Genomic DNA, 12,615 nt, shown 5'->3' with positions numbered 1-12,615 from the left:
TTTTTCGCCGAGGCAGGAGCCGAGTCGAAAAATCCCGACCACCTGCCCGAGCCCGAAGGGGCGAAGCCATAAAACACGGGCCGCGCAGCGGCCAACCTTTCCCGAGGGACGGCGGAGCGGGAGCGCCCCGGCGGCGGCCCGACGGCTCACTCGGCCACGCCCGAGCGCCGCAAGCGATGCCGCAGGCGAGCCCAACCTACGATGCGGCTGTCCGGCACAAGCCGTAAAAGACACGAACCGCAACGCAGTTAACCGCTACCTCAAACGACGCGCAGACGCACCTTCCCATCGTGCACACCGTCAAACTGCAGCGACGTCAGGTCGGTGACCCACTCGACGTTCTCGGGAACCTCCTCCGGATGATCCCCCGCAATCGCGATCACGCGACCACCCGCAGCCAACCCGGAGTCGATACCCGCGCGGGCGTCTTCGAAAACCAGGAAGTCCTTCGTGTCGTTCATGCGCTTTGCGCCGAGCAGGTACGGCTCGGGATGCGGCTTGCCGTTGGTGACGATCTCGCCCGTGACCATGAGCGGTGGCGGCTGGATACCTGCGGCGCCCAGACGAGCTACAGCCAGCGGCGTGTCGGCCGAGGTGACGATGGTCCAGGACTCCGGAGGCAGCGATGCCAGCAGCTCCACGGCGCCCGGGATCGGCACGATGCCGTCCACGTCTTCCAGTTCTTCCTGGTAGAGCTTCTTGAACTCCGCCTCGACATCTTTGTCGTGGGGCGTGAATTCCTTCACCGAGTCGTACATGCGCACGCCATGCAGGCGGGGCAGGACATAGTCCCAGTCGAGGCCGTGCGCGTCGCACCAGCGTTTCCAGATCTTCTCGACGACGACGCGGGAATCCACGAGCGTGCCGTCCATGTCGAAGAGTAGCGCGGTCGTCTCGATGACCGTGCCCGATTCAAGTCGCATGTTGCCTCCGGGGAAGGGGACGTTTCGCGGTTTCCCGCGAAAATGCCCACGATACCGGAGTGCGGATGAATCGTCAGTGGGCTTCCACCGCCACGTGGTTGCGGACCGCCTCGGCCAGGATCTGGTTGACCTCTCGTGTCGCCGAGTCGGCAAGCCGGCCCTGCTGGCGATTCTGCTCCGCCAACTCACGCGCGATGTCGGCCCGCTCCCGGGCAAGATCGCCCATCTTTTGGCCGACGGCCGCCTGCTCCCGGGCGATGGTCGCATGGCCCTGCGCATAGGCGATCGCGCTTTCCGGATTGCCGGGATTCTGGTTGCGGTTCGCCAGATCGCTCTGCCGCTCCGACAGCTTCGCCATCTGATCGTTCAGCGCTTCCTGCTCGCGATCGAGCCGCTCCTGGCGATCCGCCGTCTTCTGCGGCACGTCCGCCTGCTTCGACGCCCTGGCGTACACATCGTGGATCCGCTTCAGATACCCCGGATCGCGTAGCGCCCAGGCCTTGCCGCCGTCCCGGTACCACGCGAAATCATCGTTCCCCTGGCGCATCGCCTCGGCGCGCGAGAAATCGCTCGCCTTGCCGCTCATCACGCTGATGCCGTCGCCGAAATAGATGAATGCGTTTTTTGCATCGTCGCTCACGCTCACGATGTTCATGCTTGACGAGGAGACCGTCGGCGCACGGGGCGCGCGAGGCGTCGGCGGGGTGGGCATCGCATGAGCAGGCATCGCCGGCAGCGCAGGCGCTGCGGGAACGGGCGGGGGAGCCGGCGGCGCCGGTGGCGCGACAGACACGCTGACGTAGGTGGGCGTCTCGCTGGCCGCGACGACGCGCCAGGGCAGGGCGGCGGCGAGCGTCACGACGCCCACGAGGGCGAGGGTGATGGCGCGCGGCGGCGTTTCATGGATACGACCGAGCATGACGAGCCTCCTCTTGAGGTTCAGAAAGGTGGGCGACGCGCCGGGCAGCGCGTGGTGGGGATGGGGCGATACGCCCAGACGCAGGAGCAGGCGACCGTAGTTCTGCGGTTCGCGATGGCCTCGGGACACCACCATGGCGTCGCAGGCGGCTTCGCGGCACAGCGCGTATTCGCGGTTGGCCAGCCAGGCGGCGGGATGGAAGAAGAACAGGGTGCGAGCCGCTGCCGGAATCCAGCCAAGATAGAGGTCGCCACGTCGCACATGGGCCAGTTCGTGCATCAGCGCCATGTCCAGTTCGTCCGGGGACAGCGTGTCGTCGGACGGCAGCAGGATCGTCGGGCGCCAGAGTCCAACGACCTGGGGCGACGACACCTCATCGGAAACCGCCAGCCGCGGGGAGCGGCGCAAGCCGAGTTCATGTGCGCGGCGGGCGCAGAGCGCTTCGACGCGGGCGTCGTCGTGGGGCAGGGCGCGACGCAACACGCCGGGGAGGTGGCGGCTGCGCCATACGGCGAAAGCGACTTGTACGACAATTGCGATCGCCCAGGCCGAAAGCAGCAGGGTCTGCCATGAGAGCGTCGAGGGTGTCGTATCGTTCGCGACATCGATCGACGGCATGTCCGTCCCGGTGTTTTGGATGACGACGGCATGGACGGTCGTTGGCGCGGGCAGCAGGCGCAGCGTGAACAGGTCGGGGCAGGTGACGCCAAGCACCATCTGGGCCGCCACGAGCCACCAGAGCCAGCTGCGTGTCGCGGCGGAGAGGCTTGGCATGCCCCGGCAGAGCGCGTAGACCAGCGCGGCCAGGACGATGGATTGAAGCGACGCATGGGCGACGCGGGGAAGCAGGGCATCGATGAATGCGCTCATGTCAGCGTCCCTTCCGGCGCGACTGCAACGTGCCGACCAGGGCTTCAAGCTCCGCCAGTTCCGTGTCGCTGACCTGGCCACGCTCGGCCATCCACGCGACGAAGGGCGACACCGAGCCTTGCAGGGTCTTCTCGACGAAGCGTTCGACGGCGCCCGTCATCACTTCGCCGGTCTCGTTGGTGACGCTGTAGCGGAACGCGCCATCCTGTTTCCGGCGCGATAGGTAGCCCTTGGCACGAAGGCGTTCCATCATCGTCAGCACGGTGGAGCGCGCCAGGCCACGTGGTTCGCCATAGCCCGCGCAGACGTCGGCTACTGAACTCTTCGGCGTTTCCTCGATGTATTGCAGGAGGGCGAGTTCCTGGTCGCCGATGCTCTTGCGGTTCATGCCGGACCCTCTGACTACAGATGTAGGCAGAGTGCGCCTGACGACAACTGTAGTCAAGCATGACTTAAGGCACCCTCGCGACTCCTGTAGGAGCGCGCTTGCGCGCGATGCGAGCTTGCCTCAGGTCCCATCGCGCGCAAGCGCGCTCCTACAAGGGCAACAAAAAAGCCTCCGTCCGGAGGACGGAGGCTTTCAGGTGCGCCTCGATTCACGCGGTGGCGTGGCCACCGCGGGAGGATCAGGCAGCGGCGTCCTTGAGCTTCTTGAGCGGACGGACCTTGACCTTCACCGAAGCGGGCTTGGCAGCGAACACGCGCTCCTCGCCGGTGAACGGATCCTTGCCCTTGCGCTTCGGCTTGGCCGGAACGGCGACGGCGGTGATCTTCAGCATGCCGGGCAGCGTGAAGGAGCCAGCGCCCTTCTTGTGGATCGAACCGTGAACGGCGCTTTCGAGCGCGGCCAGCACGGCGTTGACGTCCTTCTTCACCACGCCCGTCGCTTCGACGAGATGGGCGATGAGCGACGACTTGGTGAAGCCTTCCTTGATCGGCTTGATGGCGGCCGGTGCCTTCGCTGCCGTCTTCGCAGCCTTGGCGGGGGCCTTCTTGACGGCTTTCTTTGCCGCCGTTTTGGTGGTCTTGGCCATGGTTATCCTTGTCACGTGATTCGAATGTGGCGGCCGTTCCGGCCGGTGCCCAGCGGGCGACTCACTCTAGCGTTGGTTTCGTCCGCTGAAAATAGGGTTCGCGAAGTTTTTTTCCGTTTTTGATCCCTTTTTTTCAGGGTTTGTGTGACGCGTTGCGGAAAAGTCAGGTTGGCGCACCCCCTAAAGGCCGATGCGCCCCCTTCGCGGCCGAACTCTGGCACGATGCGTGGACGGGCCACGACGTGCCCGAAACACCCGCCTTACGTCCGACGTGTTTCGCTATGGCCACGATGCTTCCACTCACCGACAGTCATGGCCGTACCAAGCGAAAGCTGCGGATTTCGCTCACGGACCGTTGCAACTTCCGTTGCACCTATTGCATGCCCGAGCGGCCGGACTGGCTGCCTCGCGCCAGCTTGCTGGAGCGCCACGAAGTGCTGCGCCTGGCGGGCATTTTCGTCGACCAGGGCATCGGCAGCATCCGCCTCACCGGTGGCGAACCGCTGCTGCGGCGCGATCTGCTCGCCTGCGTCGAGGACCTCTCCTCGCTGCGCGCGCGTGGCCTGGAGCGGCTGTCGATGACCACCAACGCGTCGCGCATCGCATCCTTGGCGGGGCGGCTGGTCCGCGCCGGCGTGGACGACTTCAACGTGAGCCTGGACGCGGTCGACGCGGATGTATTCCGGCGCATGACGCGCCGCGAGGCGGGGCCGGTATTCGACGGCATCGACGCGCTGGTCGCCGAGGGCGCCAAGGTGAAACTCAACGCCGTGGTTGTCCGGGGCGAAAACGACGATCAGGTGCTGCCCCTCCTGGGCTGGGCGATGCGGCGAGGGCTGCCCTTGCGATTCATCGAATACATGCCCCTCGACGCGCCCGGTCACTGGCATCGCGACGAAGTGGTGTCCGAGGCCGAGATCGTCGATGCCATCCGGGGGCACCACCGCATCGAGCGACAGGCTCGCGGAAACGATCCGGCCACCCCCTATCTCGTCGACGGCGACTATCCGCTGGGCATCATTTCCACGGTCTCGCAGCCTTTCTGTTCCACGTGCGACCGCCTCCGGATCACCGCCACGGGGGAACTGTTCACCTGTCTGTTTTCGGCAACCGGTACGCCACTGGGCGCGCGCATGCGCGAGGGGGCGGACGACGACGCGCTGCAGGCACTGGTGCGGCAGGCCGTCTGGCTGAAGGATGCAGGCTATGCTTCGCGCCCCGGCCCGGTGGACAGGGCGACCACCATGCATGCGATGGGTGGCTGAGGCCACCTGCGGACACGGACCACCATGATTGTTTTCGAATTCTTCGCCAGCCTGGAGCGACAGGCCGGCACCCGCGAATACCGTCTCGACGGTGGCTTTTCCACCGTCGGCGATGCCCTCGATGCGCTCGCGTCGGCACGTCCCGAGCTGGCGACCCTGCTCGAACGTTGCGCCTGCGCCTCGGGCGACGCCATCGTGCGTCGCGCCGACCCGGTGCCGCACGACGGCCGCATTGCTGTCCTTCCGCCCGTCGCGGGAGGCTGACCGATGGACGTGCTGTTCCACACCGCGCTTTCAGTCGATCCGTTCCTCGAACTGGACGCCCACCCGGAATGTGGCGGTCTCGCGCTCTTCGTCGGCACGGTGCGTGACCACCACGAGGGCAAGGCCGTGAGTCGGCTTCGCTATACCGCCTATGAGCCCATGGCCGCCCGGGTGATTCGTGACGTGGCCCAGGCGACGAAAGATCGCTTCCACGTGCCGTACGTGCGCATCGCGCACCGCCTTGGCGACCTCATCATCGGCGACGTGGCCATCGTCTGCGTAGTGAGGGCCCCGCATCGCGCGGAAGCCTTCGACGCCTGCCGATATGCCGTGGACGCCGTGAAGCACGGTGCCCCGATCTGGAAGGAAGAGTTCTACACCGACGGCAGCAGCGCCTTCGTCGAGGGCTGCTGCATCAGGGACGACGGGCACGACGACACGCCGCGTCCGCACCGCCACCACTCGCATACGAGCCACGGATGAAAGACGTCAGCCAGAAGCCGGATTCCCTGCGCATCGCCCGCGCCACCGCGACGCTTCACGCGCCGCCGGACTGCATCGAGCTGCTGCGCAGCGGAGAGACCGAGAAAGGCGATCCGCTGAAGACCGCCCGTGTCGCCGGCATCCTTGCGGCCAAGCGCACGGATGAGCTGATTCCCCTGTGCCATCCCTTGCCCATCCATCGGGCCGATGTGTCCTATGAACTGGCGGACGACTTCGTGCGCGTCATTGCCGAAGTGCAGACCATCGGCCCGACGGGTGTCGAGATGGAAGCGCTCACGGCGGCCAGCATCGCCGCCCTGACGATCTACGACATGCTCAAGCCCTACGCGGAGCCCGATGAGCTGCATATTGAGGATTGCCGCCTGGAGCGCAAGACGGGCGGAAAATCGCATCACCGTCGCAAGCTGGCCTCACCCCGCGACGCGGCGGTGATCGTCCTGTCCGACACGGTTGCCGCAGGGCAGGGACGGGACACCGCGGGCGCCTTCGTTCGCGATGCGTTGGGCGAGGCAGGCTTCACGCCGGTGGATTATCGGGTCATCGCGGACGATGCCCAGGCGCTCGGCGACGTGCTTCGACAGCAGGTCGACGCGGGCGTCGCCCTGGTCGTCACCGTCGGTGGGACAGGCCTGGGGCCGCGTGACCTGACCGTGGATACCGTCCGTCCCCTGATCGACGTGGAGATTCCCGGCATCATGGAAGCCGCTCGGGCCTTCGGCCAGCGTCGCATGCCGTTTGCCATGCTCTCCCGGGGCGTGGCGGGTTACGCACGCGATACCCTGGTGATGACCTTTCCGGGCAGTCGCGGCGGCGCCTCCGAGTCGCTCGCGGCGACGCTCCCCGGTATCGTGCACCTGCTCGACACCGTCCGCCCCGGCGGACGCCATGCAGGCGGTTACGGCGAGGAATCCTGACGATGGCACTGCTTCCGCTCGAGCAGGCATTCGATCACTACGCGCGCACGCTCGGCCCCTTACCGGCCCATCGCGTGCCACTGGAGCTGGCCCTGGGCGCCGTGCTGGCGGAGTCGCCAAAGGCACGCATCGCGCTGCCCCGGTTCACGCAAAGCGCGATGGACGGCTATGCCGTACGGGCTGCGGACGGTACGGCGTCGTTGCAGCTCGTCGGTACGGCGGCAGCGGGATCACCCACGCCCGTGCACGTCGGGCCGGGGCAGGCCGTGCGCATCCTGACCGGTGGCGTGGTGCCCGACGGTGCGGACGCCGTCGCCCGGCAAGAGATCGTCGAACGCGACGGCCATGGCATCCGATTGCGCCAGACGGTGCGTATCGGCGAAGCGATACGTCGCGAGGGTGAGGAACTGGCCGCCGGCACCGTCCTCGCCGAGGCCGGACAGCGTGTCACGTCGGGTCTCATCGCCGCCTTCGCCATGGCCGGCATCGATACGCTGGATGTCCGTCGCCGGCCACGTGTCGCCGTGCTGGTCACGGGCGATGAAGTCTTCCGCGTGGGTCACCCGCTGGGTCCGGGGCAGGTCTACGACGCCAATGGACCGCTGTTGCGTGCCTGGTTCGTCGAGCATGGCTACGGCGAGCCCGTCATTGCCTATGTGCGCGACGATGAGGCGGCGCTGGAGGAGGCGATGAGCGCGGCGCTGGATAGCGCCGACCTCGTGGTCACCAGCGGTGGCGTGTCGGTGGGCGACCGGGATTTCGTTCCCGTCGTCGCCGACCGCCTCGGCGTGCGTCCGGCGTTCTGGAAGGTGGCGCAGAAGCCCGGTAAGCCGCTCTGGTACGGCGTGCGCGACGGCAAGGCGCTGCTCGGCATGCCGGGCAATCCGGCGGCCGTGCTGGTCTGCCTGGCGGTGCATGCGCGCGCGGTGCTTGGACGCCTGGAAGGCGAAACGGCCACCCACCCGGCATGGAACCAGGGCCTGCTGGCCGACGATGTGGACGCCGACGCGGACCGCGACCGGCTGGTGCGCATGCGGTTGGAATTAACCGATGGCGCGGCACGACTGCATCTTCTGCCGAGGCAGGAATCGCACATGCTCAGCAATCTCGCGTCGGCCCATGTGCTGGCGTGGTTGCCGGCAAGGGAAGGCGCGTTTGCCACAGGCGAGCGCGTCGCCTGGATTCCGATCTGACCGGAGACGCGCGATCGCCAGGCGATCGCGCGTCAGACAGGCTTTCTTACCAGGCCTTCACGTCGGAAACGACGACGGTGTAGTCCTGCATGTCCGGCGAGTAACGGAACAGGCGGCCGAGGTCGAAATCGACGCTCTTGCCCGGTTCGATGTTGGAGGTGCCGGCCGGCCAGCCCTGCTTGCTGGCGATGACCTTGCCCGAGGCGTCCTTGGCGTCGATGCGGATCTGGGCCGCGGCGGCCTCGGTGCACTTGTTGACGAGGTTGCCCTTCATGCTGAAGCGCGGCTGGCCCGCACCCTGCTGGATCTTCACGGCGAAGCCGTCGATGGCGAAGTCCTTGGCGGCGCAGGCGGCGTGGGCGGACAACGGCGCGGCGAGCAGCAGCGCGGCGGCGATGGCGATCTTCTTCATGGTGTTCCCTGTAGATGACAAAGTCATACGCTCCGCGGAATGGGGGCGTTGGCAGAGCTATCGGCAGGTTCAACCCGGACTTTAGGGCGTTTGTTACAAGCCTTCGGCAAAGAGATCGGCAACCGGGGCGGTTTCCGGCTCGAACCAGCGCTTCACCGGGGCGAAACTGTGCCGATGGGCGTCGCAGGGCCCGAGCCGGGCCAGGGCGTCGAGATGCTCGGGAACGCCGTAGCCCTTGTGCCTGGCGAAGCCGTAGCCCGGGAAGCGCTCATCGAGCGCCAGCATGTGCCGGTCGCGGCTGACCTTGGCCAGGATCGACGCGGCGCTGATGGCGGGTTCCGTCGCGTCACCGCCGACGACGGCACGGCCTTCGCAGGGCAGGGTGCGCGGCAGGCGGTTGCCATCGATGAGGGCGATCTGCGGCGCGAGGGACAGCCCCATCAGCGAGCGGGTCATGCCCGTCATGGTGGCCTGGAAGATGTTGATCCGGTCGATCTCCTCGCGCTCGACGAAGATCACCGCATGAGCCAGTGCGCGTTCGACGATGCGGTCGAAGAGCTTCTCGCGTACGGCCTCGTTCAATTGCTTGGAATCGTTGAGGCCGCGGATGGGTCGTGCCGGATCCAGGATCACCGCCGCCACGACGACCGGACCGGCGAGCGGCCCCCGACCCGCCTCGTCCACACCGGCGACGATCAGGTCGCGACCAAGCTGGCGGGTGACGTTGGGCTTGCGAGGCATCGATCAGGCCTGTCGGGAAGAGGGCAGCAACGACGCGATCGCGTCGGCGGCATGGTCCGCCGCGTGACCTTCCAGGCCACCGCGCAGCGCCTGGTGCAGGAATTCGAAAGCGGCCACGATCGTGCCGCGACGTTCGCTGTCGCCGAGCAGTTCAAGCATGGCACGGGCCATGTTGTCGGCCGTGCAGTCGTCCTGCATGAACTCCGGGACAAGTCGCTGCTGCCCCAGGCCGCAGGCCCGAGCAAGGATGTTGGGCAGGCTGTAGACATCGGTCTTCAGCATGCGCAGGACCTTGGCGATGCGGTAACTGGTGGGGGATACGCGGTATCCCACCACCATGGGGCGCTTCGCCAGCATGGCTTCCAGCGTGGCGGTGCCGGAGGCGAGCAGCACGGCGTCCGCCGCCAGCATCGCCTCGTGCGAGTGACCGTCGGTCAGCAGGGGCGGCGTGCCGGGGAAATCGGCGAGCAGCTCCTTCAGGCGGGCATGCACGCGCTCGTTCGCCGACGGCACGACGATGCGAAGCGAGGGCATCGCTTCGGCGATCTGTCGGGCCGCCTGGATGAAGATCGCGCCGACGCGCTCGATCTCACTCGGGCGGCTGCCCGGCAGCACGGCGAGCACCGGGGCGTCCTGCGGCAGCCCCAGGGCGTCGCGGGCGGGTGCACGATCGGACACCATGGGGAAGCGATCGGCCAGCGGGTGGCCGACGAAGCGGGCGTCGATGCCATGCTTCGCGTAGATCGGCGGTTCCATCGGGAACAGGCATAGCACGCGTTCGGCGGATTGCCCGATCTTTTCGGCGCGTTTCTCGCGCCATGCCCAGACCGACGGACTGACGTAATGCACCGTGGTCAGGCCGGCCGCTTTGACGCGCTTTTCCACGCCGAGGTTGAAGTCGGGCGCGTCGATGCCAACGACGATGTCGGGGCGTTCCGCGAGTAGTCGCTGGACCAGCGACGTGCGCAGGCGCAGCAGCCGCGGCAGGTGCTTCACGACCTCGGCGAAGCCCATGACGGACAGTTCGCGGATGTCATGCCAGGAGTCGAAACCACGGGCCAGCATGCGGGGGCCGCCGATGCCGACGAATCGCGCATCGGGATAGCGTGCGCGCATGGCGTCGATGAGGTCGGCGCCCAATTGGTCGCCGGAATCCTCGCCGGCGATCAGCGCGACGAGGGGAGAGGGGCGGGTCGGGGACATGCGGACGGGCCTCCCTGGGTATGCCTGGGGTCGGCGCGCGCGGCGCCGACCTGTCGAATCAGCGGGCGATCGTGCGCTCGCTGCGATCGAGGAAGTCGAGCATCTGGCGTACGTCGTCGCTGGCCTCGGCCTGCGACTGCAACTGCTCGCGCGCTTCGGCCAGCGGCAGCCCCTGCATGTACAGGGTGCGGTAGGCGCGCTTGATGGCGGCGATACGGGTGGTGTCGAAGCCGCGACGCTTGAGGCCTTCGCTGTTGATGCCACGCGGACGGCCGCGGGTTTCGTTGGCCATCATGACGAACGGCGGCACGTCGGAGCCGACGAGGCAGCCCATGCCGAGGAAGGCGTGGGCGCCAACCTTGCAGAACTGGTGCACGCCCGAGTAGCCGGAAAGAATGGTCCAGTCACCGATCTCCGCGTGCCCGGCGAGTGCCGAGTAGTTGGAGAAAACGATGTTGTTGCCGACCTGGCAGTCGTGCGCGATATGCACGTAGGCAAGGAGCCAGTTGTCGTTGCCCACGCGCGTGACACCACCGCCATCGCCCGTGCCGCGATTGATCGTGACGAACTCGCGGATGAGGTTGCGATCGCCGATCACCACTTCGGTGCGCTCGCCCTGCCACTTTTTGTCCTGCGGCGGACCGCCAATGGACGCGAACTGCAGGATGCGGTTGTCGCGGCCGATGGTGGTCGGACCCTCGATCACCACGTGCGGACCGATCGTGGTGCCTTCACCGATGACCACATCGGCACCGATGATGCTGTAGGCACCGATGCTGACGTTGTCCGCGATGCGCGCGGACGGATCGATCTGCGCGGTGGGATGGATCATTTGTCGTTCCTCGCGGCGCACATCAGCTTGCAGCAGGCCACGACCTCGCCATCGACATACGCCGTGGCTTCGAACAGACCCATGCCGCGGATCAGGCGCTTGAGCGAGACCTTCATCACCAGCTGGTCGCCCGGGGCGACCACGGCGGAGAAGCGGGCATCGTCAACCTTCACCAGGTAGAACAGCGGGCTGCCACCCTGGCCTTCCATCTGGCTGGTGATCTGGGTGAGCAGGCCGGCCGTCTGGGCCATGGCCTCGACGATGAGCACGCCAGGCATGACCGGATGGCCGGGGAAATGACCCTGGAAGAACGGCTCGTTGATGGTGACGTTCTTGATCGCCGTGATGGTCTTGCCCAGGTCGATCTCGGTCACCCGGTCCACCAGCAGGAACGGATAGCGGTGCGGCAGCAGCTGCTGGATCTGTTCAACGTCCACCGGAAGCTTCACGGCGGCATGCGATTCGGTCATTGCCCTTTGTCCTTTTCCAGCGCCGACAGGCGGCGCGCGTACTCGTCGAGATGTTTCATGCGTGCCGCGTTGCGGCGCCACTGGCGGTTTTCCTGCAGCGGCGAGCCGGAGGAGTATTCGCCAGGTTCCTTGATGGAGGCCGTTACCAGGCTCTTCGCCGTGATGGTAACCCGGTCGGCCAGTTCGAGGTGGCCGAGGATGCCCGCGTTGCCGCCGATCAGGCAGTAACGACCAATTTTCGCGCTGCCGGCCACGGCGGAGCAGCCCGCCATGGCGGTATGGGCACCGATGTGCACGTTGTGGGCGATCTGGATCTGGTTGTCGAGGCGGACGTCCTCTTCCAGCACGGTGTCGTCCAGCGCGCCCCGATCGATGGTGGTATTGGCGCCGATCTCGCAATCGTCGCCAATGCGCACGCCACCCAGCTGGGGCAGCTTCACCCAGTGGTCGCGGTCGAAGGCGAGGCCGAAGCCGTCGGAGCCGATGACGGCGCCGGGATGGACCAGGACGCGCTTGCCAAGCGTGACCCGGATCACCAGGGTCACCCGGGCGACCAGACGCGAATGCGCTCCCACCACGCAACCAGGACCGATCGTGCAGTGAGGGCCGAGGATGGCACCCTCCTCGATCACCGCGCCGTCCTCGACGACGCAGCAGGGGCCGACGCTGGCCGTGGCATGGACGCGCGCGGAGGCCGACACGACGGCGCTGGGGTGGATGCCTCGCGGAGCGGGTGCGTGCTTCTCGAACAGCGCCGAGATCTTCGCGTAGGCGACGTAGGGATCCTTGGCGACCAGCGCGGCGCCCTTGCGCAGGGGCAGGGCGTCGGTGCTGAGCACCACGATGCCGGCCTGGGTATCGGCCAGCTGCGAGGTGTATTTCGTATTGGACAGGAAGGTGAACTGCGACGGGGTCGCCCCGGCGAGGGTGCCGACGCCATCGACGGTCGTGGCGGGGTCACCATGGGCTTCAAGGCCAAATCGCTCGGCCAGTTCGCCAAGCGTGAATTGCGGATTCCCGCTCACAAAAAACTCCCAAAAAGAAAGGGGTGGCCAAGGATCGCTCCCTGCC

Annotated in this window: 15 protein-coding genes; 5 read left to right on the top strand and 10 right to left on the bottom strand. The window is 66.9% G+C overall.

The window, feature by feature from the left end:
- Positions 1-260: 260 nt before the first annotated feature.
- The 4 genes from GAK28_RS17755 to GAK28_RS17740 all read right to left on the bottom strand — a co-directional run bounded on the left by GAK28_RS17755 (position 261) and on the right by GAK28_RS17740 (position 3,746).
- On the bottom strand, positions 261-923 hold the full coding sequence (locus tag GAK28_RS17755; RefSeq protein WP_291782231.1) for an HAD-IA family hydrolase: 663 nt from the start codon (positions 921-923) through the stop codon (positions 261-263).
- Positions 924-996: 73 nt separating this feature from the next.
- The gene (locus GAK28_RS17750) at positions 997-2,712 is read right to left on the bottom strand and encodes a M56 family metallopeptidase (protein ID WP_291782227.1); all 1,716 of its coding nucleotides are present in this window, start codon (positions 2,710-2,712) and stop codon (positions 997-999) included.
- 1 nt (position 2,713) lies between these two features.
- Positions 2,714-3,100 (bottom strand): BlaI/MecI/CopY family transcriptional regulator, encoded by a 387-nt coding sequence (locus tag GAK28_RS17745; protein ID WP_291782224.1) that lies wholly within the window; start codon positions 3,098-3,100, stop codon positions 2,714-2,716.
- 238 nt (positions 3,101-3,338) lie between these two features.
- Positions 3,339-3,746: an HU family DNA-binding protein gene (locus GAK28_RS17740; protein ID WP_291782221.1), complete on the bottom strand. Its 408-nt coding sequence runs from the start codon at positions 3,744-3,746 to the stop codon at positions 3,339-3,341.
- Positions 3,747-4,027: 281 nt separating this feature from the next.
- On the opposite strand from GAK28_RS17740, the gene moaA reads away from it, so the two are divergent.
- From moaA to glp, 5 genes are read left to right on the top strand one after another with little or no spacing between them, the layout of a single operon-like run.
- Positions 4,028-5,011, top strand: a complete 984-nt coding sequence (gene moaA / locus GAK28_RS17735) for a GTP 3',8-cyclase MoaA (protein ID WP_343161880.1) — start codon at positions 4,028-4,030, stop codon at positions 5,009-5,011.
- 24 nt (positions 5,012-5,035) lie between these two features.
- On the top strand, positions 5,036-5,275 hold the full coding sequence (locus GAK28_RS17730) for a MoaD/ThiS family protein (protein WP_291782219.1): 240 nt from the start codon (positions 5,036-5,038) through the stop codon (positions 5,273-5,275).
- A gap of 3 nt (positions 5,276-5,278) precedes the next feature.
- A complete protein-coding gene (locus tag GAK28_RS17725) occupies positions 5,279-5,758 on the top strand; it encodes a molybdenum cofactor biosynthesis protein MoaE (RefSeq protein ID WP_291782216.1) in 480 nt (159 codons plus the stop codon).
- Positions 5,755-6,693: a bifunctional molybdenum cofactor biosynthesis protein MoaC/MoaB gene (gene moaCB, locus GAK28_RS17720; protein ID WP_291782215.1), complete on the top strand. Its 939-nt coding sequence runs from the start codon at positions 5,755-5,757 to the stop codon at positions 6,691-6,693. The genes GAK28_RS17725 and moaCB overlap by 4 nt, the downstream gene beginning before the upstream one ends.
- A gap of 2 nt (positions 6,694-6,695) precedes the next feature.
- Entirely contained in the window at positions 6,696-7,886 is a 1,191-nt protein-coding gene (glp, locus tag GAK28_RS17715) for a gephyrin-like molybdotransferase Glp (protein ID WP_291782213.1), read from the top strand.
- 46 nt (positions 7,887-7,932) lie between these two features.
- Here the strand turns inward: glp and GAK28_RS17710 are convergent, their stop codons facing one another.
- The 6 genes from GAK28_RS17710 to lpxD form a co-directional block, all read right to left on the bottom strand.
- Positions 7,933-8,298 carry a hypothetical protein gene (locus GAK28_RS17710; protein WP_291782211.1) on the bottom strand — a complete coding sequence of 122 codons (366 nt, stop codon included), beginning with the start codon at positions 8,296-8,298 and terminating at the stop codon, positions 7,933-7,935.
- A gap of 93 nt (positions 8,299-8,391) precedes the next feature.
- Positions 8,392-9,039: a ribonuclease HII gene (gene rnhB, locus GAK28_RS17705; RefSeq protein ID WP_291782208.1), complete on the bottom strand. Its 648-nt coding sequence runs from the start codon at positions 9,037-9,039 to the stop codon at positions 8,392-8,394.
- A 3-nt stretch (positions 9,040-9,042) separates the two neighbouring features.
- Positions 9,043-10,242 carry a lipid-A-disaccharide synthase gene (lpxB, locus tag GAK28_RS17700; protein ID WP_291782206.1) on the bottom strand — a complete coding sequence of 400 codons (1,200 nt, stop codon included), beginning with the start codon at positions 10,240-10,242 and terminating at the stop codon, positions 9,043-9,045.
- A 58-nt stretch (positions 10,243-10,300) separates the two neighbouring features.
- A complete protein-coding gene (gene lpxA, locus GAK28_RS17695; protein WP_291782204.1) occupies positions 10,301-11,074 on the bottom strand; it encodes an acyl-ACP--UDP-N-acetylglucosamine O-acyltransferase in 774 nt (257 codons plus the stop codon).
- On the bottom strand, positions 11,071-11,544 hold the full coding sequence (fabZ, locus tag GAK28_RS17690) for a 3-hydroxyacyl-ACP dehydratase FabZ (RefSeq protein WP_291782202.1): 474 nt from the start codon (positions 11,542-11,544) through the stop codon (positions 11,071-11,073). The genes lpxA and fabZ overlap by 4 nt, the downstream gene beginning before the upstream one ends.
- On the bottom strand, positions 11,541-12,569 hold the full coding sequence (lpxD, locus tag GAK28_RS17685) for a UDP-3-O-(3-hydroxymyristoyl)glucosamine N-acyltransferase (protein ID WP_291782200.1): 1,029 nt from the start codon (positions 12,567-12,569) through the stop codon (positions 11,541-11,543). The genes fabZ and lpxD overlap by 4 nt, the downstream gene beginning before the upstream one ends.
- Positions 12,570-12,615: the final 46 nt, after the last annotated feature.

Source organism: Luteibacter sp., assembly GCF_009912395.1.
In the GTDB taxonomy this organism is placed as follows: Bacteria; Pseudomonadota; Gammaproteobacteria; order Xanthomonadales; family Rhodanobacteraceae; genus Luteibacter.
Note: the sequence above shows the minus strand (reverse complement) of the source record. Positions and strands in the feature narration are given on the sequence as shown.